Annotated in this window: 21 protein-coding genes; 16 read left to right on the top strand and 5 right to left on the bottom strand. The window is 59.2% G+C overall.

What is annotated here, in order from left to right; all coding sequences use genetic code 11:
- Positions 1 to 426: 426 nt before the first annotated feature.
- Genes ACK9YZ_RS27365 through ACK9YZ_RS27340 form a run of 6 tightly spaced genes read left to right on the top strand, consistent with a single transcriptional unit; the run spans position 427 to position 5,958 of the window.
- Entirely contained in the window at positions 427 to 933 is a 507-nt protein-coding gene (locus tag ACK9YZ_RS27365; RefSeq protein ID WP_416068352.1) for an acyltransferase, read from the top strand.
- Entirely contained in the window at positions 930 to 1,967 is a 1,038-nt protein-coding gene (locus ACK9YZ_RS27360) for a Gfo/Idh/MocA family protein (RefSeq protein WP_416068351.1), read from the top strand. The genes ACK9YZ_RS27365 and ACK9YZ_RS27360 overlap by 4 nt, the downstream gene beginning before the upstream one ends.
- Complete coding sequence (locus ACK9YZ_RS27355) at positions 1,964 to 3,067, top strand: DegT/DnrJ/EryC1/StrS family aminotransferase (protein WP_416068350.1); 1,104 nt, start codon at positions 1,964 to 1,966, stop codon at positions 3,065 to 3,067. Before ACK9YZ_RS27360 ends, ACK9YZ_RS27355 begins: the two co-directional genes overlap by 4 nt.
- The gene (locus ACK9YZ_RS27350; RefSeq protein WP_416068349.1) at positions 3,057 to 3,776 is read left to right on the top strand and encodes an acyltransferase; all 720 of its coding nucleotides are present in this window, start codon (positions 3,057 to 3,059) and stop codon (positions 3,774 to 3,776) included. Before ACK9YZ_RS27355 ends, ACK9YZ_RS27350 begins: the two co-directional genes overlap by 11 nt.
- Positions 3,773 to 4,744, top strand: coding sequence for an NAD-dependent epimerase/dehydratase family protein (locus ACK9YZ_RS27345; RefSeq protein ID WP_216760618.1), 972 nt, complete (start codon positions 3,773 to 3,775; stop codon positions 4,742 to 4,744). Before ACK9YZ_RS27350 ends, ACK9YZ_RS27345 begins: the two co-directional genes overlap by 4 nt.
- Positions 4,741 to 5,958 (top strand): DegT/DnrJ/EryC1/StrS family aminotransferase, encoded by a 1,218-nt coding sequence (locus tag ACK9YZ_RS27340; protein WP_416068348.1) that lies wholly within the window; start codon positions 4,741 to 4,743, stop codon positions 5,956 to 5,958. The genes ACK9YZ_RS27345 and ACK9YZ_RS27340 overlap by 4 nt, the downstream gene beginning before the upstream one ends.
- Positions 5,959 to 6,016: 58 nt before the next feature.
- Here ACK9YZ_RS27340 and ACK9YZ_RS27335 read toward each other — a convergent pair whose 3' ends face one another.
- From ACK9YZ_RS27335 to ACK9YZ_RS27320, 4 genes are all read right to left on the bottom strand, one after another.
- Positions 6,017 to 7,525: an O-antigen translocase gene (locus tag ACK9YZ_RS27335; RefSeq protein WP_416068347.1), complete on the bottom strand. Its 1,509-nt coding sequence runs from the start codon at positions 7,523 to 7,525 to the stop codon at positions 6,017 to 6,019.
- Between the two features lie 58 nt (positions 7,526 to 7,583).
- Positions 7,584 to 8,897 carry an SLBB domain-containing protein gene (locus ACK9YZ_RS27330; protein WP_416068346.1) on the bottom strand — a complete coding sequence of 438 codons (1,314 nt, stop codon included), beginning with the start codon at positions 8,895 to 8,897 and terminating at the stop codon, positions 7,584 to 7,586.
- Between the two features lie 285 nt (positions 8,898 to 9,182).
- Positions 9,183 to 9,728: an OmpA family protein gene (locus ACK9YZ_RS27325; protein WP_416068345.1), complete on the bottom strand. Its 546-nt coding sequence runs from the start codon at positions 9,726 to 9,728 to the stop codon at positions 9,183 to 9,185.
- A complete protein-coding gene (locus ACK9YZ_RS27320; RefSeq protein ID WP_416068344.1) occupies positions 9,725 to 10,396 on the bottom strand; it encodes a L,D-transpeptidase in 672 nt (223 codons plus the stop codon). Before ACK9YZ_RS27320 ends, ACK9YZ_RS27325 begins: the two co-directional genes overlap by 4 nt.
- A gap of 419 nt (positions 10,397 to 10,815) precedes the next feature.
- On the opposite strand from ACK9YZ_RS27320, the gene ACK9YZ_RS27315 reads away from it, so the two are divergent.
- The 6 genes from ACK9YZ_RS27315 to ACK9YZ_RS27290 all read left to right on the top strand — a co-directional run bounded on the left by ACK9YZ_RS27315 (position 10,816) and on the right by ACK9YZ_RS27290 (position 19,191).
- Complete coding sequence (locus ACK9YZ_RS27315) at positions 10,816 to 11,316, top strand: RNA polymerase sigma factor (RefSeq protein WP_416068343.1); 501 nt, start codon at positions 10,816 to 10,818, stop codon at positions 11,314 to 11,316.
- Positions 11,317 to 11,435: 119 nt separating this feature from the next.
- Positions 11,436 to 12,452: a FecR family protein gene (locus ACK9YZ_RS27310; protein ID WP_416068342.1), complete on the top strand. Its 1,017-nt coding sequence runs from the start codon at positions 11,436 to 11,438 to the stop codon at positions 12,450 to 12,452.
- A 374-nt stretch (positions 12,453 to 12,826) separates the two neighbouring features.
- The gene (locus tag ACK9YZ_RS27305; protein WP_416068341.1) at positions 12,827 to 15,226 is read left to right on the top strand and encodes a TonB-dependent hemoglobin/transferrin/lactoferrin family receptor; all 2,400 of its coding nucleotides are present in this window, start codon (positions 12,827 to 12,829) and stop codon (positions 15,224 to 15,226) included.
- A 75-nt stretch (positions 15,227 to 15,301) separates the two neighbouring features.
- Entirely contained in the window at positions 15,302 to 16,039 is a 738-nt protein-coding gene (locus ACK9YZ_RS27300) for a heme acquisition protein HasA (protein ID WP_216760625.1), read from the top strand.
- A gap of 7 nt (positions 16,040 to 16,046) precedes the next feature.
- Positions 16,047 to 17,894 (top strand): type I secretion system permease/ATPase, encoded by a 1,848-nt coding sequence (locus tag ACK9YZ_RS27295; RefSeq protein ID WP_416068340.1) that lies wholly within the window; start codon positions 16,047 to 16,049, stop codon positions 17,892 to 17,894.
- On the top strand, positions 17,881 to 19,191 hold the full coding sequence (locus ACK9YZ_RS27290; RefSeq protein ID WP_416068339.1) for an HlyD family type I secretion periplasmic adaptor subunit: 1,311 nt from the start codon (positions 17,881 to 17,883) through the stop codon (positions 19,189 to 19,191). Before ACK9YZ_RS27295 ends, ACK9YZ_RS27290 begins: the two co-directional genes overlap by 14 nt.
- A 42-nt stretch (positions 19,192 to 19,233) precedes the next feature.
- Here the strand turns inward: ACK9YZ_RS27290 and ACK9YZ_RS27285 are convergent, their stop codons facing one another.
- A complete protein-coding gene (locus tag ACK9YZ_RS27285; protein WP_183732908.1) occupies positions 19,234 to 19,407 on the bottom strand; it encodes a hypothetical protein in 174 nt (57 codons plus the stop codon).
- A gap of 370 nt (positions 19,408 to 19,777) precedes the next feature.
- Here ACK9YZ_RS27285 and ACK9YZ_RS27280 point away from each other — a divergent pair, with 370 nt between their 5' ends.
- From ACK9YZ_RS27280 to ACK9YZ_RS27265, 4 genes are all read left to right on the top strand, one after another.
- On the top strand, positions 19,778 to 21,502 hold the full coding sequence (locus ACK9YZ_RS27280; RefSeq protein ID WP_416068338.1) for a peptidoglycan D,D-transpeptidase FtsI family protein: 1,725 nt from the start codon (positions 19,778 to 19,780) through the stop codon (positions 21,500 to 21,502).
- Between the two features lie 145 nt (positions 21,503 to 21,647).
- Positions 21,648 to 22,289 carry a TetR/AcrR family transcriptional regulator gene (locus tag ACK9YZ_RS27275; protein WP_416068337.1) on the top strand — a complete coding sequence of 214 codons (642 nt, stop codon included), beginning with the start codon at positions 21,648 to 21,650 and terminating at the stop codon, positions 22,287 to 22,289.
- 111 nt (positions 22,290 to 22,400) lie between these two features.
- Positions 22,401 to 23,243: a metallophosphoesterase family protein gene (locus ACK9YZ_RS27270; protein ID WP_416068336.1), complete on the top strand. Its 843-nt coding sequence runs from the start codon at positions 22,401 to 22,403 to the stop codon at positions 23,241 to 23,243.
- A 16-nt stretch (positions 23,244 to 23,259) separates the two neighbouring features.
- Positions 23,260 to 24,555: an ABC transporter substrate-binding protein gene (locus ACK9YZ_RS27265; RefSeq protein ID WP_416068335.1), complete on the top strand. Its 1,296-nt coding sequence runs from the start codon at positions 23,260 to 23,262 to the stop codon at positions 24,553 to 24,555.

The following is a 24,555-nucleotide window of genomic DNA, read 5'->3' as shown; positions in this document are numbered from 1 at the left end:
AATATAGGCTAAAGACGCACATTAGTTCCATCGTAAGGTGTAAATAAGACTTAATTCTTGGTATAAACTCACGCGATATTAAGCCACTCGGGGAGTGGTCGATTACGTTGCTCATCGGTTACGGATCGAATGGCTAAACGCATGAAAACAATGTCTGCGTCTGGCGTGTGATTGAACCGAATCCGGACTTGTTCCACCACCAATGTTGATCGTTGGCTATGAATTTCGGCGTAAATCGTCATAAGTATATACGCCTTTAGGTGAATAAGCTTAGACGTTTTGTTTCTTTACTCAGATGACGAAAACAATTCTCTTTAAATGGAGAGCAATATTTGTTCTCTCGAAATGAAAACCTTGGGCGCAATCACCTGATTGTCGGTTTCATTTAGAAATAAGGGTTTGTTCAAGAGTAGAGGTGCATGCGTAATGATTGCATCGAACGTCAAGCTGGATGATAGCAGCGTCATCCATCATCGGGAACTCGTAAATCTTTACGGCTGCACGATCGGTGCCGGAACGCGCATCGGCACTTTCGTTGAAATCCAGAAAAACGTCCTCGTCGGAAAAGACTGCAAGATCTCCAGCCATTCCTTCATCTGCGAGGGCGTGACGCTGGAAGACGGCGTTTTTATCGGCCACGGGGTCATGTTCACCAATGACACGTACCCGCGCGCCGTCAATGTGGATGGCGGTCTGCAGACCGAAGCAGACTGGGTTGTCATCCCCACGCTGGTCAAGCGTCACGCGTCGATCGGCAGCAATGCGACCATTCTGCCCGGGGTGACCATCGGAGAAGCCGCGCAGGTCGGAGCCGGGGCAGTTGTAACAAAGGATGTGCCTGCGGGCGCCATTGTCGCGGGCGTTCCGGCCAGGATTACCGGTCACGTTCACGACCGATCAGTTGACATGCAAGCGTTGGGAGGAATGCGATGATCGGTATTGCCGTTGTTGGATATGGGTATTGGGGTCCGAACCTGGTTCGTAACATCTCGGAAGCGGCCGGTGCGCACCTCGTTTCAGTTTGTGATCTGAATGTCGAACGGTTGGCGGCAGTTAAAAGCCGCTACCCCGCAATAACGATCACCGATAATTTTGAGGAAGTCCTTCGCGATCCGAGAGTGGACGCAATCGCTATCGCAACGCCGGTCTCGACCCATTTCAAGCTCGCAATGCAGGCTATGATGGCCGGAAAGCATGTCTTCGTCGAAAAGCCGATGGCATCGACGGCGGACGAAGCCTCGCGAATGGTCGAGGAGGCCGCGCGCCGACGGCTCGTGCTGGCCGTGGATCATACCTTCGTCCACACCGGCGCCGTCCGCAAGATGCGCGAACTGGTCGAAAGCGGTCTGGGCGACATGTATTACTATGACTCGGTTCGGGTCAATCTAGGGCTCTTCCAACATGATGTGAGCGTCATCTGGGACCTCGCGGTGCATGATCTCTCCATCCTGGACCATGTTGTGCAGGAAAGGCCGGTGGCCGTTTCAGCGACGGGCATGAGCCATGTGCTCGGCGAGCCGGAAAACATCGCCTATCTGACCCTCTTCTTCGAAAGCAAGCTTATTGCCCACATCCACGTCAATTGGCTGGCGCCGGTCAAGGTGCGTCGCACACTGATCGGCGGCAGCAACAAGATGGTCGTCTACGACGATCTGGAGCCTAGCGAAAAGATCAAGGTCTATGACAAGGGCATCACGCTGAACCCAAATTCTCAGGCCTACGGCGAGAAGGTGCATCAGATGATGGTCGGTTACCGCAGCGGCGACATGTGGGCGCCCAAGCTCGATATGACCGAGGCATTGAAACGCGAACTCGATCAGTTCGTCGAGTGCATCGAGCAGAATTCGCGCCCCATTACGGACGGCCAGGCCGGCCTGCGTGTCGTTCGCACCCTTGAAGCAGCAAGCCGGTCGCTCGCCCAGCGCGGTCGTATCATCGAACTCGAAGAGGCGAGGCGCATTGCATGATCCCGTTCCTGGATATCAAGGCACAATATCAATCCATCAAGGGCGAGATCGACGCCGCCGTGCTCGGCGTTCTCGCCTCGGGGCAATACGTACTGGGCGAAGAGGTTCTGCGCTTCGAGCAGGAATTCGCAGACTATTGCAGCGTCAAGCATGCAATAGCCGTCAATACCGGAACGAGTGCCCTGCATCTGGCTCTCCTTGCCGCAGGCATTGGCCCCGGCGATGAGGTCATCACCGTGCCATTCACTTTCGTCGCGACTGTGTCGGCGATCTGCTATACAGGTGCGCGACCGGTGTTCGTCGATGTCGAGCCTGTGACGCTTACGATGGATCCGGCTGAGATCGAGGCGAAGATAACCCCCCGGACCAAGGCCATCATTCCCGTCCACATCTATGGTCAGATGGCCGATATGGACGCGATCAAGGCGATTGCTGATCATCATCGCATTCCCGTCATCGAAGATGCCTGCCAGGCCCATGGGGCTCTATACAAGGGGCAGCGGGCCGGCAGCATCGGTGTGTCCGGATGCTTCAGCTTTTATCCAGGCAAAAATCTCGGCGCCTGCGGTGAGGGAGGCTTGGTCGTCACCAACAGCGACGAACAGGCCAAGACGATGCGTATGCTGCGCGACTGGGGTCAGGAACAGCGTTATCATCATCTGCTGAAGGGTTTCAATTATCGCATGGACGCCATTCAAGGTGCGATCCTGCGCGTGAAGCTCCGGCATCTGGAAGCCTGGACAGAGGCGCGTCGCACTCATGCGCGCCGCTACTCGTCGCTGCTCGCTGGATCGCCGCATTTGAAGATACCCGTCGAAACAGCCGACCGGCGTCACGTCTATCACGTCTATGCCATCAGGACCCGCGATCGCGATGGGCTTCAGCGTGTGCTGAGTGCTGACGGCGTTCCGTCCGGATTGCACTACCCCATTCCCGTTCATCTGCAGAAGGCTCATGCCGACCTTGGCTACCAAGCCGGCGATTTTCCCGTCTCGGAAGCCGCCGCCAGAGAGGTCCTCTCGCTGCCGATTTATCCTGAGATGCCTTCGCAGCATATCGACCAGGTGGCCGCCGCGCTGGAGTATGCCTATGTCAGCTAGTCGGACAGGTGAGGCGAGGGTCGTGCAGGCGGTGCATGGCCGCCATGAACGGCCGGCAGATCCGGCCTATCAGGCTGGTCTGGCCGAAGAGCTCAAGCAATCATATGGGCGTGCTGGCCTAATCGATCTCTATGGTCGCTTCGCAACCGGGGACGGTGTTGTAGACAGCCTTATGCGAAAGGCCATCTGGCAAGCCATCACGCGGAGCTGCGGCACCGGATTGCAGGTTGCAGGTGGTGCCGGTTTCAAGCATCCGGAAACGTTTGAAATCGGCAACGGCGTGTTCATCGGCGCCCAGTCCTATATCCAGGGACGCTTCGACGGCACCTGCAAGATCGGCAACAACGTCTGGATCGGCCCGATGGCCTATTTCGACGCCCGCGACCTGGAGATCGGGGATTCCGTCGGCTGGGGGCCGGGAGCCAAGGTACTGGGCTCGACTCATACGGCGCTGCCGGTAGACGTGCCAATCATTCGCACGGATCTTGAAATCAAACCGGTCCGCATCGGCGCAGGAGCCGATATCGGAACGAATGCGACCATTCTTCCCGGCGTGACCATCGGCGAAGGGGCGATCGTTGGAGCCGGAGCAATCGTTGTTTCCGACGTGGCGGCGTATTCGGTTGCTGCGGGTGTGCCGGCGAAACACATACGCTGGCGCAAGGAAGGAGATCCTGTGCAGGAAATCTCGCGTGGAGTAAAATTATGAAAAATCAACGAGTTCTTATAACGGGCGGAGCCGGCCTGATCGGGTCGCATATCGCTGATCTGGTTGCTTTGGAAAAGCCACGCGAAATCATCATCCTCGACAATTTCGTCCGTGGACGCCGTGACAATCTCAGCACGGCAATAGCCAGCGGCTCCGTGAACATCATCGAGGGAGATATTCGCGATAGAGCGCTGCTTGCGAAGACCTTCGAAGGCGTCGACATCGTCTTTCATCAGGCGGCCATTCGCATCACACAATGCGCGGAAGAGCCACGGCTCGCCTTCGATGTCCTGGCCGAGGGCACGTTCAATGTTCTCGAAGCAGCCGTCAAGGCGGGCGTATCGAAGGTGGTTGCTGCTTCCTCGGCCTCTGTGTTGGGCTTGGCCGAGAGCTTTCCGACCACCGAAGCGCATCATCCCTACAACAACAGGACGATTTACGGCGCGGCCAAGACATTCAACGAGGGATTGCTCCGGAGCTTCGCGGACATGTATGGCCTGCGCTACGTGGCGCTGCGCTATTTCAACGTCTACGGGCCGCGAATGGATGTTTACGGGGCCTATACGGAAGTGCTGATTCGTTGGATGGAGCGTCTGGCAGCAGGCATGCCGCCCCTCATCTATGGCGACGGTAGCCAGACGATGGACTTCGTCGATGCACGCGACATCGCCCGGGCAAACCTGCTGGCTGCGAAGAGCGATGTCACGGATGAAGTATTCAATGTAGCGAGCGGCCAGGAAATAAGCCTCCTAGAACTCGCTCAGGTGCTGAGCAGCGTCATGGGCGTTTCACTCACGCCAGAACACAAAGAGGCCCGGACCGTCAACGGCGTAACGCGTCGTCTCGCCGATATCAGCAAGGCTGAACGGCTCCTTGGGTTCAAGGCGGAGATATCCATGGAACAGGGGCTTCGCGATCTCGTTGCCTGGTGGCAGCAGCAGACCACGGCGGGAGGGGCGGCAGCATGAGCTCATCTCAATCCACAATTCCCGTCGCCAAGCCCGTCCTCGGGGAGGAAGAGGCTGAGGCCGCGCGTCGCGTCATTCTGTCGGGATGGGTGACGCAGGGGCCGGAAGTCGCGGCTTTTGAAAAGGAATTCGCGGCTTTCGTCGGCGCCGTGCATGCTTGTGCGGTTTCCAACTGCACGACGGCGCTTCATCTCGCCTTGATGGCGGTCGGCGTAGGTTCAGGTGACGAAGTCATCACGGTCAGCCATTCGTTCATCGCCACCGCGAACGCTGTTCGATATTGCGGTGCGCTGCCCGTCTTCGTCGACATCGAGCCTGACGGTTACAATATCGACCCCAGCCTGATCGAAACGGCAATCACGCCGCGCACAAAGGCAATCCTCTGCGTGCATCAGCTCGGCATGCCTTGCGATCTCCGTTCGATTGTGGAGATCGGCAAGCGCCATTCGATACCGGTTATCGAGGATGCCGCTTGTGCAACGGGAAGCGAAGTCCTGTGGGAGGGGCGTTGGGAAAAGATCGGCAAGCCGCATGGCGACATTGCCTGCTTCTCCTTCCACCCCCGCAAGGTCGTCACGACGGGCGATGGCGGCATGCTGACCACGGCCAATCCCGAATATGACAGGAAGTTCCGCCTCTGGCGCCAGCATGGAATGAGCGTCACCGATACCATCAGGCATGGCTCGAAACAGGTGATTTTCGAGGACTATGACGAACTGGGCTACAACTATCGCATGACCGACCTTCAGGCGGCCGTCGGACGAGAGCAGTTACGGCGGCTGCCCGGACTGATTGCGCAGCGAAGGCGGTTTGCCGAGCAGTATTGCGAACGCCTGTCCACGATCTCCGGTGTGTCGATTCCGACCGAGCCTCGCTGGGCTCGCAGCAACTGGCAAAGCTTCTGTGTGCGATTGTCTGATGAAATCGACCAGCGGGCAGTCATGCAGGCGCTGCTCGATCAAGGGATCTCGACCCGGCGCGGTGTGATGAACATTCATCTGGAAGGCGCCTATGCCGACCAGAGCTCCCATCGCGCTGCCACCAGCCTGACGCGAAGCGTGTCGGCGCAGCAGCAAACCATCATCCTGCCGCTTTATGCCCAGATGACGGAGCTCGACATCGTCGGGGTCGTCGAGACACTGCGTCAGGTCCTTGCTAACGCCAACACCGGACGCGTCATCCGTCAGCCCGACCGGGGCGTCGTGCCTGCCTGATATGATCCCTGGAGTACCGCATAAAGAGACACGCGCATCATCTGATGCGCGTGTCTCTTTATGCGGATTTCGTGATCCATCCTCTAACGACTGCGGGTACTGACTCCGGCGGAAGCAGTTCGATCAACATGCGCAGCGAGTAAAGCCCGCTCACGACCACGGCGACGCAACCAATCACCATCGCCGGCCATGGCGGCAAGATCAAAAAGGCCGAAAACACCAATCCCGAGGCAGGCAGGAAAAGAAGCGCGTGCCTGCGATTGGCGGCCGACCAGCGGAAGCCGGTAAACCGCCGTACGATCACGTAAATCAGAATACTATGCCAGACGTAGAGGCCGAAAAACGCCATGCCCGCCCCTGGCGTGCCGAACTTTGACACAAAGAGCCACGCCAGCCCCACATGCACCAGCGTCGCAGCGACTTCCGTCCAGAAGAAGATCGTCTGCGCCCCCTTCGCCACAACGATGAAACCCATCGGCCAGGCGACAATCCTGAGCATCATTCCAAGGCAGATCCAGCGCAAAAGCTCTACAGCCCCATGAAACTCAGCGGAATAGAACAGACTCATCACGAGCGGTGCCAAGGTCAAGGTAGCGAGCAGGCCAGGGCCGGCCAACAGCAGGCTGATTTCCGCCTGCTCATTGACCAGCCTGTTGCACTCGGCATTGTTGTCTGCGGTCGCAGTCAGGCGCGGATAGAAGTCCGTGCTCATCGCCTGCAGGATAAATCCGGCATAGAGACCCCCAAGCGCCCAAGCCGCCTGATACAGTCCGGCCGCCGCTACGCCCCCTTCCTTCAGCACGATGATGCGGATGGCATAGGCGGCACCGAAGGTCAGAAGTCCGCTTGCCATGAATGCGAAACCGAGCCTGAGCAGCGCGGTCGCTTCCTGACCGAACTGGCGCGCCGACATCGGCGGGCGATCGGTGCAGATCTTTCGGCTGTACCACCAGGTAGGAAGGATTGAAGCAGCTGCGATCACGACGAGAGACGGCGCGATGGCCTGTGCGCCAAACAGATAGATCAGCGGGATGCTGACCGCCGTTCCGAAGAGCCCCGAAAGCACGTTGATAAGGGCAAGGTTTCCGATGTTCCGCATGCCCTGAATCAATGCAGTTTGTCCGGCGGAGACCACCCGGAAAAAAACGGCTAGAGAGAGAAGTACTATCCCGCCGGCATGCAGGTAGTCGCCAAAGGTGAAACTTGAGACCGGAAACGCCAGTGCGGCAAGCAAGAGCGCACCAAGGAGCCCGAGCACCATCGATATGCGCCTGAGCGCTGTCGCCGATCGTGCGATCTTCTCTGTGTCGCCAGTGCCGGCAGCTTCGGCGATCTGGCGCACGCCGCTGCCGCTCACGCCCAGACCCGCGATCGCTTGCGCCATGTCGATGATCGACCCGTAAAGGCCGATAAGTCCCACGCCTTCCGGCCCGAGCAGAACAGCCAGGGCCTTATTTCTGATAATACTGAGCGCGACGTTCACCAGCGAGGAGCCGCCCATCAGCATCGTCGATTTGAGAATCTGGGTATAGGTCTGGCCAGGAGGAGGGATCATGCGCAAGGTCATCAGATATCCCTAGCCATAGGCTCGCAGCAAGCCTCGTCGCAACACATGCTTTCGCCGGTCACTGGCTGGCCCGATCTACAAGCGCCTGGGTTTCTTCGGAAGGCTCGGCGGAATCGGGATGGGACGAGCTTCCCAAAATGTGAGGTTGGACCACTCTCACCACATCGCCAGGCTCCAACGCCGTCGTTTCCGAGGCCGGGAATTGATTGATTTGTCCGTCATTCCGCCGGCTGACGGTAAAGGTAAGCGGGAGTTCATCGCCAGGGTTTTTGGCATCTTCGCCGGCGGCGAGCCCCTCGATGAGCAGCTTCTGCGTCAATTCCCGTTTCATCTTGAGCTGATCGAGATTTGCCCGTTCGGACTGCGCTTCGGTTGCAATTTCGCTCCGGCGCGTATCAGCAAGCCCCTCGAGGTTCCGCGTTGTCTCGCTGATGGCCTGACGGCCCCGCATGATCGCGGTGACGAGGTCGAGCTTGTCGGCGCGGTAGGTCGTCAGCAGCCGTTGCAGGTCCAATTGCCGCGACGAGAGCGTAAGGCCCTTCGCAACCAGCGTCTTAACACTGACCAGCTGGTCTTCGACTGATTTGATATTGTCGTCTGCCCCCGCCAGCTTTTCTTCCAACGTCGAAATTTCGGTATTCAGAAGATCACGCAGTTCCACGAGTGCCTTTGACTGCCTCTCCAGCGCACTTGCACGGGCCTGAAAGATGACCCGTTCCTCGTTATAGATCCCCGCCGCATATTGCTGGTTGCTGCCATCCGTCCGGTCGAAGGTAATTTCCTTCGCTCCGTCCATCTCCGCCTGGAGCCGCGACAGTTTCGCGGCGCTGCGCAGGATCGCGTGATCGGTTTCGCGCAATTCGCCTGCGAGCCTGATCGACTGCGTTTGTTGCTCGCTTTTGGCGCGGACCGGGCCGCCACCCATTGCGAGCGATTGCAGGACGGTAAGGCCGGGGCGGAATTTATACTCTCCCGGCTTGGCTACGTCTCCCACGACATAGATCGGCGGGTATTCGAGGATTTCGATCATCACCACAGGAGCCTGCATCAAACCGATCTTTTCCTGCAGGCGCGTGGCAATCTGGTTTGTGAGGCCGGCATTATCGAGCTTGCCGACGGGAAGGGATCCAAGAAAGGGCAAGAAGACCGCGCCGTCATCCGAGACGGTGTATTCGCCACCGATCGCTTCCCATCGCTCATACTGGCCTTTGGATGGCATCCACTGCGCAATCGTCAAACGGATTTTCGTTTGAGGAGCGAAAGGAGTGTCGTCGGCGAAAGCCGGCAACACAGGTCCGGCGAGAAAGACGAGCGCACTGATGGCAAACGTCGCACGAAAGAAGATGTGAGGAACGCGGTACGATAACTTCATCTATGTGTCCAGCCTACAAAGCATCCTCAAGCGGATACAGATTCAATGCCTTAGGCGTTGCGAGCGCGCCGGACGCAGGGTCCAGCGCCGCAACACCAGTGTGCAATCTGACGGGGCCTTGAGGAAGGTGGAGGCCGGATGCTTCGCTTCATCACTATTGATGAAAGGGGGTAGGGCGCCTCACCCTGAGAGAACCGGAAGATATGTCTCCGGTTCATAAACGCTCGATTTCAAGCGGAGAGGCTAGGCGTTCCGCATGCGCGATCGTGAGCAGACGGGGTCCAATCAGGTCGCATCAGGCTCAGTGCGGAGATTGGCGACGACGCGCCGGTTCTGCACCTTACAGGAACGCTCTGTGCAGTCGCGCACTTCTCGGTCCTCGCCGTAACCCTTGGCCCACATTCGTTTTGGGTCCACACCCTTCGAGGCCAGATAGGCCATCGCCGTATCGGCGCGCTGCTGCGACAGGCTCTTCATTTTCGATACGGAACCGGAATCGTCGGCAAATCCCTGCAGCTTAATCAGCCAGCTTGGATTCCTGTTCAGCCAGGCTGCCTGGTTGTCCAGCGTCGTCATCGCGACGGAGTCGAGTTTGGCGGAGTCCTGTGTGAAGTAGATACGCCGGCCGACATTGAGGATGAAATCCTCTTCGCTGCCGGCCTTGACGCTTTCAAAACCGGGCGCGGGATCGTTGGTCTGGCCAGTCAACGGCACTGCGGGAGGTTCTTCCACGGAAGCGATATCGGTGGTGGTGCAGGCAGTGAGCGCCAAAAGCATGGCCGCGGCGGCAAGAGGCCTCGTATAGTCAGACATCAACGTGATATTCCTCATTCGACCGGGGTTGCCTGGCTGACCTCAGCTGCCGGCGCCTGGTCGGCAATGTGCGGCAGGACCTGAACCGCGGTGCCGATCGGGCAGCGCTGATAAAGATCGATGGCATCTTCGTTGAACATCCGGATGCAGCCACTGGAGGCATCCTTGCCAATGCTCCAGGGTTCCAACGTGCCGTGGAAGCGATAGCCCGTGTCGACACCGTCACGATGCAGGTACATGGCCCGGGGGCCGAGCGGGTTCTTCGGTGAGCCCCCGGCCACGAATTCGGGCAGTTCAGGATGGCGCTTGCGCATTTCCGGTGGCGGCGTCCAGCGCGGCCAGAGAGACTTACCGTCGATCGTGGCGCGGCCGAACCATTTGAAGCCCTCGCGGCCGACGCCGACGCCGTAGCGGATGGCTGTCTTATTCTCCATGATCAAATAGAGAAAGTGATGCCGGGTATCGACAACAACGGTGCCGATCGGCTCGCTGCTGAAATATTTGACAACCTGACGCTGCCACTGCCTGTCGATCTTGGCGAAATTGGTCGCTCTGAACGTCACGCCATTATCGGCGGCCGTGCCGGTAAAATAGGAGGCAGCCTGGGCAAAAGCCGGTTTCTGTACCGCGCTGGTGCCAAGCAATGCCAATCCACCGAGCAGAATATCCCTGCGGGTCCACACCATCGGCCATATCCCCCTCAAAGCCAAGCAGCGTCGCGCCAGTAAATCAGATTTTTCATTTGCCACAACACAAAATTCTTCTCATCCCCCAAAGCTTGAGGTCGAGTTGCTGCCGCCTCTGGGTCCGTGTTGCTCTGATCGTTACTCGGCGATAACAGCACTATACCCAATTTCATAAGGCAACCGAAGGCGCCACGAACTGTGTTGCCTGCGAAGTCGAATCCTGGTTCCGCGCATAGAGTCGCTGATCGAACCGTTCGTTCAATTTAGAAAGCCCTGCAAATTCAATCTTGGAAAAAACATGCTGGAAATTGTCAAGTTTTTTTGGTTTACCTCTCACGTTGCGAAATAAGCGGAACTTGCAATCCGGCGTTTAGCCAGCCGTCGATTGTTCCTCTCCGCGTTTCTTTATGGATATTGCTATGGGCATCAGGGAGGACGACCGGCGTTACGCGGTCTATGCGGCACATCGCTCCGACCTCATTCGATATGCTACGCCCATCGTCGGTTCGCGAGAGGAAGCTGAAGACCTCGTCCAGGAGGTCTTCATAAAATTCGTGCCGGAAGACGCAGCTACACCTCAGAAGTTGAAGGCCTATCTCTTCCGCATGGTGAGGAACCTCGCGCTCGACGTGCGCAGGCGCCAGAAGCGCGATTTGCGCGCCCGTCCGGAAGATACGCCGTGGTGGGGACTTCCCCTGGACACGGGAACGCCGGAGGAAAACGCGCTCTTCTGCGATCAGGTCAGACAAGTCGACGCAATCCTTTCGGCAATGCCGGACCAGGCACGCATCGCTGTCGAAATGCATCGCTTCGGCGGATACCGCATGGAGGACATCGCCAGCCACCTCGACATTTCGGTGGCCGGCGTCCACAGGCTGATCAAGGCCGCAATTGTCGAAATCGCCAAAAAAATGGGATGATCCGCTAAAAATCTCGAATCCGCATGAAAAAACCGGACGAGATAAACGTCATTGTTCGTGAAGCGGTAAAACAGCGGGGATGCGAGACGTGGTTTGGCTAGGGGAAAGACTGGGAACTGATGGCCGTCGAACCGGATAAAAGGCCTGATGTTTCGGACGAGGCACTCTCGGCGGCGGCAGACTGGTTCCTTCTTCTGCAGGAAGGTCCCGAAGACGCCGAGCTCAAAGCGCGCTTCGATCGCTGGCGAGACAGCCATAGTGAACACCGCCTGGCCTGGGAGCGCACGGAAAAGGCATGGACCGCGATGGGGCAGGTCGTTCCTACCATGCGATCGCAGTGGGAATATGCGTCGAGATCGGCGGCCAGACCCGTCATGCCAAAACCGGCAGCGGCTCGCCGTCGCGCGCCGTGGCGGCGGGTTGCCGTGGCAGCGGCGGCTGTGACCGCACTCTGTCTCGGGCTTGTCGTTGCGCCCGGCCTGATGCTTCGCTTGAGCGCCGACTATTCAACGTCTACGGCGGAGACCCGCACGATCACCCTTCAGGACGGTAGTATGGTAACGATGGCTGCCGCGACCTCGATTGCTTTGAACTACAGCGACGGACGGCGAGGCATCAAGCTTCTTGCCGGCGAGGCGTATTTCGAGGTGGCGCCGGACAAGGACAGGCCCTTTACGGTGGAGGCAAATGGCGTCCGCGTCGAGGTGCTCGGCACGGCCTTCGATGTGCAGCTCGCCGATGGGCTGACCAGCATTGCCCTTGCGCACGGTTCCGTTCAAGCCTCCATTGCGGGTTCATCTGCGACCCCGCCCGAACGGCTGATGCCCGGAGATCTGTTGACGGTCGATCCAAATAGCGCCGTCATGACGAGGGACACGATCCCGGTCGATCAGATCGCCAACTGGCGCAATGGCGAACTTTACGTCGTGAACGCGACGCTTGCCTCGGTCATAGAGCAGATCCAGCGCTATCACCCTTCCTGGATATCGGTTCCCGACGCGATACTCGCTCATCAGCGGGTCACGGGCTTCTACAATCTCAGGCAACCCGATCAGGCGCTGCGCGCCTTGGTCGAACCCTATGGCGGCAAGGTCCGCTCAATATCCTCGCTCGCGCGCATCGTCAGCCGATTTTAGAAAAAATTTGACTGTAATTATCAAGATTTAGCTCACCCCAGCCGAAAACCCTGAAAAAACTCTGAGAGCCAATCGTCATTTCGTTGAAAGCGCCGAGCACGGCATCGGCGCAAACGACTGGAGAGACGAGAGTGAGCATGCGAGTGAGGGTAGGGGTTCTGAGGCTCAACGGCGCGCGCCAAGCGGGCGGGCACGCCTGGCGAGCACGGTTGTTGGCGACAACGGCTTTTGCGATTTTATCGGTTGCGATCAACGCTCACGCGCAGTCGGCTCCGGCCGATCAGGCACAAGCGCAAGCGGCCACCGTCCTCCCCTTCAACATCCCATCCCAGTCCTTAGCGAGTGCAATCCGTGCATTTGGGCGTCAATCCGGTATGCAGATCACTTTGTCGTCGACGCCGACAGGCTCTGTGAACACCAGCGCCGTTGTCGGTCGATTGACGCCTGCCGACGCGCTTGATCGAATGCTGTCGGGAACGGGAATATCGGCCCATATTTCCGGAGATGGCGGCGCAGCGATGATCGGCAGCGCCGAGATTGTGAATGCCATTCCGCAGGAGGAAGGTGTCACCCAACTTGCTCCGATCGTCATCAAGGGCGGCCGGCGTGCAAGTTCCGGCGCGGGCTATCGCGGCACGCCCGACTGGGTCTACGACGAGCCGGCAAGCGTCAGTGTCATTTCCAGGGAGGCTATTCAAAGCTCTCCCGCCCGTAACGCACGTGACCTGCTCGATACCGCCGCCGGCGTCTATGCCAACCGTTCCGAAGGGCAAAACCCCGGTGTAACGGTCAATATTCGCGGCCTCCAGGACCAGAACCGCGTCGTCACCATGATCGACGGGGCAAGGCAGAATTTTCAGCGCAACGGTCATGGATCGACGCAGCGAACCTATGTCGAAACTGCCTTCATCCGTGAAATCGACGTCGAAAAGAGCGGCACCTCAGGCGTTGGCGGAGCCGGCGCACTCGGCGGTTCGGTCAACTTCCGAACCATCGAAGCCGATGATCTTATAGAAGACGGCCGCCAGTGGGGCGGCGAGTCAAACGCGACCGTTGGCACCAACGAGTTCCAGTTTGATGGCGCAAGCATGGCGGCGGTCAGATTGTCGGACAGCTTCTCGGTGCTCGGCGGCATCAGCCACAAAAAGATTGGCGCCTATGACATCGGCGAGAATGGCGACATCAAGCTCTATGACAGCTCCGTGCATGACGGAGCGGCAATCTTCACGGGGCAGGACTCCTACTCCTACCTGCTGAAGGCCGAGGCGGAGCTCACCGACGATCTCGATACGTCGCTGACCTGGCTTCGCAACGATTCCGACTTCAGCCAGGGCTCCTACAATAACGATGGCGACCTCGATGAAGATACGCAGCAGGTTCTGAACGATACGATCACCAGCAGCCTTCACTGGGATCCCGACAGCGAGCTCATCGATCTCAACGCCCGCCTCTGGTACAACCACACGCGAAACCGCGAGAAGCGCTACGGCTCGGCCATCAACGACGATGGTTTCCCCGTCAATTACGCTCTCGGCACACTGGGCTTCAGCATCGATAATACCAGCCGCTTCGAAACTTCGGCCGGTTCACTTTCGCTGAACTACGGTGTCGAAGCCTTCTTCGATCGCGGCAAGACGGAGACGCTCGAGGATTATTTTCTCAATGGCGTCGATATGACGGCCACCTATACCGGCACGACCCCGTCAGGTGATCGCGACGTCTACAGCGCCTTTACCAATGCCACGTTCGAACATGACGATTGGCTGATGGCGCAGGCCGGCCTACGCTACGACTATTACAATCTGTCGGGCGATGCATCGCTCTACGGTCTGGAAGTCAAGACTATCGACAACCGGAGATGCCGCTTGTACTTCCCCGACGGCGTGACCTGCCGGATATGGACGGGCACTATCGATCGCGTAACGGTCTATCCGGAAAATGTCATCCCGGTCGACAATTCGGACGGCGCGCTGCTGCCCTCCGCCATGCTCGCCGTCAAACCCGTCGACTGGCTGCAGCCCTTCGCCAAGTATTCGCGCAGCTTCCGTCCTCCGACGATCATGGAAACCTTCCTGACGGGCGGTCACCCCGGCGTCAATCTCGTGGAGAACGCTCCCAATCCCGATCTCGTGGCCGAGGAAGGCAACACGTTCGAGCTTGGTGTGAATGCCACGACCGACGGGCTCCTGTCCGCTGACGACAGCGTGCGCCTGAAGGCCGTCGGCTTTTACCGCAAGATCGAAAACTATATCGCGCTCGGGACAGTTCATCGCGCCGAAACGGGCCGCGACTATGCCTCCTATGTCAATGTCGACGGCACGACGCGCATGAAAGGCATCGAGCTGGAGGCGAGCTACGATGCAGGTAGATGGTATGCCGGCCTCTCCTATACCTATCTCAAGACGGATTTCGGCACCAGCTACAGCTACGACGGCGCGAGCTACGAGATCGAGCCCTCGATTATTTTCGTGCCGCCGCGCAACAAGTTCACCATCGATGCCGGCATGCGGCTTTTCGACGACAAGCTGACGATCGGCGGTCGCGCCACCCATGTCGGCGGCACATCGCCCAATATCGGCGTGCTGGCGAGCAACTATGTCACCGAAGACTATTCGCTCTACGACATATACGGGTCCTACGCCTTCAACGACACCGTCAAGCTCCGCTTTGCCGTCAACAACGTGACCGATGTCGCCTACGTCCCGGCGCTCGGGACAATCAGCCTGCCCGGACCGGGACGCACGGCGACGGCATCGCTCAACTTCAAGTTCTAAGCAATTTCCCGGCCGACAGGCCCGGATCCGAGGTTCGTCGACCGACGGACAACCAACCATCAATGGAGAAAGACAATGAGTGTAGGAATTCAGGTCCCCGCCGGTGCGCCCGATTGGGTCAACTATCTCGAAACCACGTGGCTCAACTCCTTCTCATATCGCAGCCATGGCTCGTTCAGCCCGGGCTCGGCGCCTTACGACCAGTGGGTCGCCGGCAATGCCGGTACTGCCCAGTCGGGCGTGGTTCTCAACGGCGATTTCAGCTACATTCCGCCGGGCGGCTTCGTCGGCTCGCTCGACACGCTGGAATTCGGCTCGCATCTGACCGGCAGCACGGCGGCCGGCTATGATCTCAGCACCGTGCTGACGCTGGACCTGTCGGACGCGACCGCCTCTACGGCGTTCACCTATGCGATCTACTACCTCTCCAACTTCGCCGACCTGACGCATCTCTACGACTATCTCGGCGAACAGGGCACGACGCAGACCGGCAATAGCGGCGGCCTCGGCGAGACCCTCTACAGCTTTGCCGGTGACGACGTGCTGACGGGCGCCGGTGCGAGCGACTTCGACACCTTCTACTATCGCGCCGATCTGAATGCCGGCGGATGGGGCGATGATTCCATCACCGACTTCGTTGACGGCAACGACCTGATTGTTCTCGATGGTTATGGCTGGGACGATTACAGCGACTTCGTCACGGCTGGCGGCAGTATTTCCGGCTCGACGATCTCCTACGCCGGCAACAGCATTGACGTCGCTTTCGCAGGCGGCGGCACGCTTGACAGCTCCGATCTGATCTTCGTTGCGTGATCGGCCGATGAGGAACCAATTTCTGGTTCGGACGTCGTCGCAGCCCTTTGCTGCGGCGACGATCCTCCCGCTGAAGAGCAATGTCGTCAGCATTGCCCTCATCAGCGGGGTCGTCAACCTGCTCGCCCTGACGTCGCCCCTGTTCATGCTGCAGGTCTATGATCGCGTGCTCGCAAGCGGCAGCGTTCCGACGCTGATCGGTCTGGCGGTACTTGCCGCAGGCCTCTACGCATTCCAGTCGATCCTCGATATCGTCCGCACCCGTGTCTTGCTGCGGATCGGCGAGCGATTTGACGGAAAGCTCAGCGCCCGCGTTCATGAGGCCGTGATACGCCTTCCATTGGTCAGTCGACCCCACGGTGATGGCTTGCAGCCATTGCGGGATCTCGACAACGTCCGCGGCTTCCTGTCGGGCACAGGCCCCACGGCCTTTTTTGACCTTCCGTGGATGCCGCTTTATCTCGGCATATGTTTCCTCTTCCACATCTGGATCGGTGTAACGGCGCTCGTCGGCGCGATCATCCTTGTCTCGCTGACGCTGATCACGAACACCCTGTCGCAAGGTCCTATCCGCGAAACCATTGCCCAGAACATGATCCGCAACGGTCTTCTGGAAGGTACTCGTCGCAATGCGGAAGTCGTCCGCGCGATGGGACTGGAAACGCGGCTCGCCAAACGATGGCTGAAGGTCAACGCCGCCTATCTTGCGGCCAACCGTCGGACCGGCGACATCGGCGGTGGCTTGGGAGGCCTGTCGAAATCGCTGCGCATGATGCTGCAGTCCGCCATTCTCGCTGTCGGCGCATATCTCGTGATCACTCAGCAGGCCACGGGCGGGATCATGATCGCAAGCTCGATCATGATGGGTAGGGCGCTCGCACCCGTCGAACTCGCAATCGGCAACTGGAAACCGTTTCTGATGGCACGCCAGAGCTGGGCGAGGCTTCAGGACCTGCTGGGCAAGATCCCTGAGGCGAAGCCCGTCACGGCTCTGCCGCGCCCCGAACGTGAGTTGCGCATCGAGGCGGTGACCGTCGCGCCTCCGGGCGAAAGAAAACCAACGCTGGCCGGGCTCGGCTTCTCGCTGGTCGCAGGAAACGCACTCGGCGTGATCGGTCCATCCGGATCGGGAAAGTCGACCTTGTCGCGAATCCTGGTCGGCGCCTGGCAGCCGTCGGCGGGCAAGGTCCGGATCGATGGCGCCAGCCTGGACCAGTGGGACAGCGCCACACTCGGTGAGCATATCGGCTATCTCCCGCAGGGCGTGGAGCTGTTCGACGGAACCATTGCCGAAAACATTTCGAGATTCGAGGAAACTCCTGACGCAGACGCGATCATCGCCGCGGCGCGCACGGCCGGTGCCCATGAACTCATCTTGAAATTCGAACTCGGCTACGAGACGCAAATCGGCGAAGGCGGAGCCGCGCTCTCGGCCGGTCAGCGCCAGCGCATCGGCCTTGCGCGTGCCCTTTATCGCGATCCGTTTCTGGTCGTCCTCGATGAGCCCAACGCCAATCTGGACGCCGAAGGTGAAGCCGCTGTTGTCAGGGCCATCGCCGCGGTTCGCGATCGCAAGGGTATCGTCGTCGTCGTTGCCCATAGACCCAGTGCACTTGGGATCGTCGATCATGTGCTGATGATCGAAGGTGGCAGGCAAAAGGCCTTCGGTCTGCGTGACGAGGTGCTTTCCAAAGTTCTCAAGAGCGGCTCGGGCTTGCACTCTGGCCGGGGCTTTCCAGCAACCGGCGTGAGCACTGCACCGCTGCGGGTGATTGCAAACGTCGCCCAGGCGACATCCGATGCAGCAAATGGCGCCATAGCGGATAGTCAGGAGGATGCCGATGTCCGACATTGATGATCGCGAAGTCAGCCGTTCAATCCGTCGCCACCTGATGGTGGGCGTCATCGCTTCGCTCGCGATGGTCGGAGGTGCCGGGGCGTGGGCCTCGGTGACGGATCTCGCCGGAGCGGTCGTTGCATCGGGGCGTTTTGTTGTCGATTCCTACGTCAAGAAGGTCCAGCATCCGAAGGGCGGGGTCGTTGGAGAAATCCTTGTCGGAGAGGGGGATGAGGTCAGGGCCGGTGACGTGCTCATGCGCCTCGATGCCACCCAGACCCGCGCCAACCTGGCGATCGTCACCAAGCGGCTGAACGAATTGGCTGCGCGGCTTGCGCGGCTTGAAACCGAACGTGACGATCTTGACGAGATCGCTTTTCCAGACTGGCTGCTTGCCGCCGACAAGGATCCTGAGGTGGCTGCTGCCATCCATAGCGAATCTCGATTATTCCAATCTCGGCGGGACGCGAGGGAAGGGCAGAAAGCCCAGCTCAATCAGCGCATCGAACAGTTCGAGCATGAAATCGCCGGGCTGAAGGCCCAGGAAGTTGCCTATGGCGAGGGGATAGAGGTTCTGAATACAGAAATATCCGCTCTGAACAGGTTGCGCGAACAGGGCATCGTTTCCGATCAGCGGCTGAACGGCCTCAAAACCCAGGCTGCGACCTTCGGCGGCGAACGCGGCGAGAAGATTGCTTTCCAGGCCCAGTCGGCCGGCCGGATCACGGAAACACGGCTACAGATCCTGCAGATCGATCAGGATCTCAGAACCGAAGTCGGCCGCGAATTGCGGGAGGTCCAGGCTCAGATCGGCGAATATGTCGAACGCAAAGTGGCAGCCGAGGACGACCTGAAACGCATCGATATTGTCGCTCCGCAATCCGGCGTCGTGCACCAACTGGCGGTCCATACTGTGGGTGGGGTGATCTCTCCTGCCGATCCGATCATGCTGATCGTGCCGGAAGGCGATGATCTGGCCCTTGAAGTTCAGATCGCACCGAAGGATGTGGATCAGATTCAGATCGGGCACGCCGCCTTGTTGCGCATGACCGCTTTTAATCTTCGCACGACACCAGAGCTGAGTGGCATCGTCAGCCGAATTGCGGCCGATCTGACCATCGACGAACGGTCCGGCCAGTCCTACTACCTGGTGCGCGTCGCTATCCCGCAAGCCGAAAAGGAGAAGCTGAAGAGCCTCACGCTCGTTCCCGGCATGCCGGCCGAGGTGATGATCAAAACGGGTGACCGCACAGCACTCTCCTATCTCGTCAAGCCGCTCTCCGACCAGATCCTGCGCGCCTTTCGGGAGGATTAAGATCGACGCGATCGCCGAAATCGGAGCCCGGCTTTTCGAGCGCTACCATGCCGTGCGGGCAGTCCCTAGCGCGAACGTATGGGAGGACGTGACGAGGGCGACGTGAGCCTTGAGCGAAACGGCACAGTTTCCCGGATAGGAGAGATTGTGCTGGATCAGGTGCTTTAGCAGCTCATCGGCGTTGCGCTTTTCTGTTAGCGGAAATGTCACTGTCATGTGCGTTCCTCGACAGAGCAAATTGACCGTTCGCAGGGATTAAGGCGTGAATCCTTTTGCGCTGCAACAAGAAAAATTTAACCATAAAATTAAAATCGATTAGTTTTTGAAGTGTACATTTTAAAATCGTTTTAAATCGGGAAGTTGCCATTGGTGCGGTGTGCGTCGGGTAACTGCGACAAAAACACACGCAGTTGGATAAGACCTTGTTAACCATCCAGGTCGCAGATGGAGAGAGGTTTAAATGTTCTGCCAGAGCGGTGAGAATGCGTTCCGCCGCGTGGGGCTTTAAATCCGCACATATCCCCCTCGATAGCCGATGCCGACAGGTGGGTTATGCGCTGGTGCGTTCTGTTCTCGGTGTGTGGCAATGTCGATCATTCATAGTATCAGCGTAAGAAGCGGTCGGCTGGTGAAACTCACCTTCGAATCTGCCTCCTTCACGCGGGCCGCTCGCAAAACGACGGGAACGGCACGTCAGGCGAGAAGCCGTATCGTCACTCTCGCAGGCGTCCTCGGCATCGTCTACGCCGGGATGTTCGGCAAGCTGATCTACTATGGACTTGTCGTCGACACGACGACATCGAGCATTCCGCCAAATCCGATCATGGCCTCCCGGCCTGATATTCTCGACCGCAACGGCGAGCTTCTGGCGACCGATATCCGCACGGTTTCGATGTTTGCCGAGCCGAGCCATATGGTCGATGTGGATGAAGCGGTCGAGAAGCTCACGCAGCTTTTCCCGGAGCTCGACCGGAAGGCGCTCTATCAGAAACTGTCGGACAAGCGTTCGCAATTCACATGGCTGCGTCGCCAGCTGACGCCGAAGCAGCAAAGCGAGGTTCTGGCCCTCGGCCTTCCCGCCATCGGCTTCCGTCCGGAAGTAAAGCGCTTCTATCCCGGCGGGCGCACGGCGGCCCACATTCTCGGCTATGTCGATATCGACAACAAGGGCATGGCCGGCATGGAGAAGTATCTCGACACGCAGGGCCTTTCGGATCTGGAATCCACCGGGCTCGCAGTGCGCGAGAATCTGGAGCCGGTGCGGCTGTCGATCGACATCCGGGCGCAGAATGTCGTTCATGACGTCGTCACCGATGCGATCACCACATACAAGGGCAAGGCTGCCGGCGCCGTCATCCTCGACGTCCATACCGGCGAGGTGCTCGCCATGGCGTCCGCTCCCGATTTCGATCCGAATGACCCGCAGGCGACAGGCAGCGAAGGCTGGCTGAACCGCATGTCGAACGGCACCTTCGAAATGGGCTCGACATTCAAGACCTTCTCGATGGCGTTGGCACTCGACAGCGGCACGGTGAAACTCTCCGACAGTTTCGACGCCACTGGGCCGTTGCATTACGGCGGCTTCACAATCCATGACGACCATGATGTGCCGCGCCGCTGGCTGACCATTCCGGAGATCTTCCGCTATTCCTCCAATATCGGCACGGCGAGGATGATGGACTTGGTCGGCATGGATCGTCAGAAGGATTATCTGACCCGCTTTGGCCTGTTGACAAAGATGCAGACCGAGCTGCCGGAGGTGAAAACACCGACACAGCCGAAAGTCTGGAAGAAGATCAATTCGATCACGATCTCCTTCGGCCATGGTGTCGCGACCACGCCACTGCAGACGGCGGTTGCCGGTGCCGCCCTCGTCGACGGCGGCGAGCTCATAGAGCCGACCTTCCTGCCGCGCTCGGCGGAAGCGGCGGCGAAAACCGAACAGCAGATCGTCAAGAAAAGCACCAGCGACACGATCCGCGCTCTCTTCAAGCTGAATGGCGAACAAGGCTCCGGGCGCACCGCCGACGTGCCCGGCTTCCATGTCGGCGGCAAGACAGGCACGGCGAATAAAGTTGTGAACGGCCATTATTCGCACACGCTGAGTTTCAACGCCTATCTGGCGGCCTTCCCGATCGATGCCCCGAAATATGTCGTGCTGTCCTTCATCGACGAACCGCTGACCGGCCAGCACGGTCTTACCTTCGCGACGAACACGGCAGCTCCGATGGTGCATGACATCATCAGTCGCGTCGCACCGATCCTCGGTGTCGAGCCGGATTTCGGGCAGAACCTGCTGGCCTCATATTGAGGGCAGCACCGGGCACTGTTTGGAATCGAGCTGCGAGCAACGATGTACATCATGGCCGGCAATGGACGGTTCCGAACTTTCATCGCATTGCGTCATCCGGGCTACATACTTGCGGTCTAGGTCATTGGGTGAAGGTGCGCACCTCATGTCCAGTCGAACGAACGTCACTGCAAAACGCCTCATGGACGCCTGCGAGCTGCTGCTTTGCGAGGCGCATGCCCTCGAAGAGCTGACGGCGCGCCGGATTGCGATCCAGGCGCAGGCGACGCCTTCGGCGATTGCTTATCATTTCGGGTCTCAGGAAGAATTGATCACCGCAGTTGCGGAGCGTGTCTATCGCCGGTTAAACACCGAGCGACTGAGCCTGCTGCAGAAAGCCGTCGATCGACGGGCGCCCAATCCTCCTGATATCGACGAGGTAATAGCAGCTCTCGTCGGCCCATCGATCCGCTGGGCGACCGATCCGACGTCGAGCTATCCCGTGCTGTCGCACTTCACCTCAATGGCACACAGCCATCGTGACGGTGCGCCTCACTACCGGCGCATCATCGAGGATGTCGAGCATCACCGGGCCTTTATCCCGCAATTGAAGCGGATCGCACCCTGGCTCGATGAAGTGGATATCGGCTGGCGTCTGAACTGTGCGCTCGGCATCCGCTCGCAGGTCACCCGCAGCCGGCAGAGAACCGAGGTTCTCACCAATCATCAGATGGATCTCGACAATCCGGATCTCGTCATCGCGCGAATCGTGGAGGTCATTGCGCCGATGTTCCGTCGGGTTTCCTGACCTACGTCCGATCAGGTCTGAACGTGTTTCGAACAGCATTCGAAATCCGTCACGCCCGCGAAACACGCCCCCTCTATCGGTCCCATGAGAGAACCGTCAGGGAGCCTTCCGATGCGCCGCGATACCACTTTCATTCATCTGACCGACTTGCACATCGGCACTGCCGATGATGACCATCTCTACAGCGATACGACCGAGACGCTCAGCCAAGTGCTCGATCTGGTCGCCACAGTCGCGCCCAAGCCGCAATTCGTGATCGCCAGCGGCGACCTCACCAATCGCGGTGATGCGGAAAGCTTCCGCCGGCTGAAGGAAATCATGGATGCGCGGCTCGATGTGCCGGTCATCTACGCGCTTGGCAATCACGACACGCGTCCCGGCTTCTACGAGGGAATGGGCGTTGCGACGGATGATCCGGACGCTCCTTATGATCACGATGTCGTCGTCGACGGCATCCATATCGTCACGATCGACTCCTCGACACCCGCGCTGATCGGCGGCACGATCGATCCGGAACAGTTCGACTGGCTGGCCTCAACGCTGGATACGCATCCCGACCTGCCGAAGCTCATCGTCGTTCATCATCCACCGGCTCTGGGTGAAGAACCCGATACAACCCACTGGCGGACCATTCATTTCCCGCAGTCGGAACGGTTCCGCGCGCTGCTCAAGGGCCGTAACATCATCGGCATTCTCAGCGGACATATCCATCATGATCGCGTTTCGGTCTGGCACGGCATCCCCGTCGTCGTCGGCACCGGCCAGCATGCGGCGACCGATATTCTGCGCACCGACATTCTGCGCATGGTGCGCGGCGCCTCTTTCGGCATCGGCACCATCCGCCCGTCCGGCCTCACCATGGCCTTCGTGCCGCTGCCGTCCGACCGCGCCGAACTCAACACCTATCCACTCGAAATGCTGTTGGCACGGGCCGTGCCCATCGCTGCCGAATGAACGTCAGGAGACATACATGTTGCGCAGAACCACGTTGAAGTTCACGGGAGCGCTCGCCGCCGCCTCGCTCTTACCATCAGGCGCATTCGCCGAAATGCCCGCATTCGTCGACAAGCCGGTGACGATCAGCTTTTACAACTACAATCTCGCTTCGGCGAGCGCCGGAGCCGATGCGACCAAGGAACTGATTGCCGGTTTCGAAAAGAAATTCCCCAATATCAAGGTGGAGACCGTTGCCGTCCCGTCCAACGAGATCATGTCGCGTGTGCAGGCCGATATCGTCGCCGGCAAGCAGCCGGACGTGGCGCAATTGGTCTTCCGTGACCTGATCTACATCGCCAGCGACCTCGGCGCCAATGCCCTCGAAGACATGGTCGATGCGAACGAACTGAAGGATCAGCTCACCGGCATGATCCCGCAGGGGCTCGAACTCGGCAAGGTCGACGGCAAGACCTATGGCCTTGCCTACACCTTCTCGACGCCGATCCTGTTTTACAATGCCGACCTCTTCAAGCAGGCGGGCCTCGATCCCGACAAGCCGCCGAGAACGTGGGACGATGTCGCGGCTGCCGGCAAGGCCATCAAGGAAAAAGCCGGCAAGAACGGCTTCTTCCCCGGCGCCTATGGCCCGACCGACGGCACTTTCGTCTATCAGTCGATCGTCATGTCGAACGGCGGCAAGGTGCGCGACGGCAACACGCTAACCTTTGCCGACGGGGACTCGGCGGACGCCGTCAAGATGCTGCGTGGCATGGTCGACAGCGGCGCGCATGCCAAGATCGATCCGGCCAGCGCGTCCGACACGTTTGCCGCCGGTAACATGAGTATGTTCCTCTATACGAGCGCGCTGCTTTCCAGCGTCAAAAAGTCGGCCCAGGGCAAGTTCGACCTGCGCCTTGCTCCGATGCCTTCATTTGGCGACAAGCCGACGGCGCCGACCAATTCCGGCAGCGCCCTCTTCGTCTTCAGCAAGGACCCGGACAAGCAGCGCGCCTCCTATGAGCTCCTCAAATATCTGACGAGCAAAGAAGCCTACACGATCATCACCAGCAAGATCGGCTACCTGCCGCTGCGCCTCGATATCGTCGACGATCCGAACTATCTCGGCCCCTGGCTCAAGGAAAACCCGATGTTCCGGGCCAACATCAAACAGCTCGACCGTCTGACCGCCAATATCGCCTTTCCCGGACCGAATTATCGCCAGGTCGAGAAGATGATGATGGACGGCGTCCGCGAAGCCGTCTTCGGAAGCGGCGACCCGGTCGAAGCGCTGAAGGGTGCGCAGGAGCAGGGTCAGGACCTGATGCCATAA

The organism is Rhizobium sp. ZK1, assembly GCF_047782645.1.
GTDB lineage: Bacteria > Pseudomonadota > Alphaproteobacteria > Rhizobiales > Rhizobiaceae > Rhizobium.
Note: the sequence above shows the minus strand (reverse complement) of the source record. Positions and strands in the feature narration are given on the sequence as shown.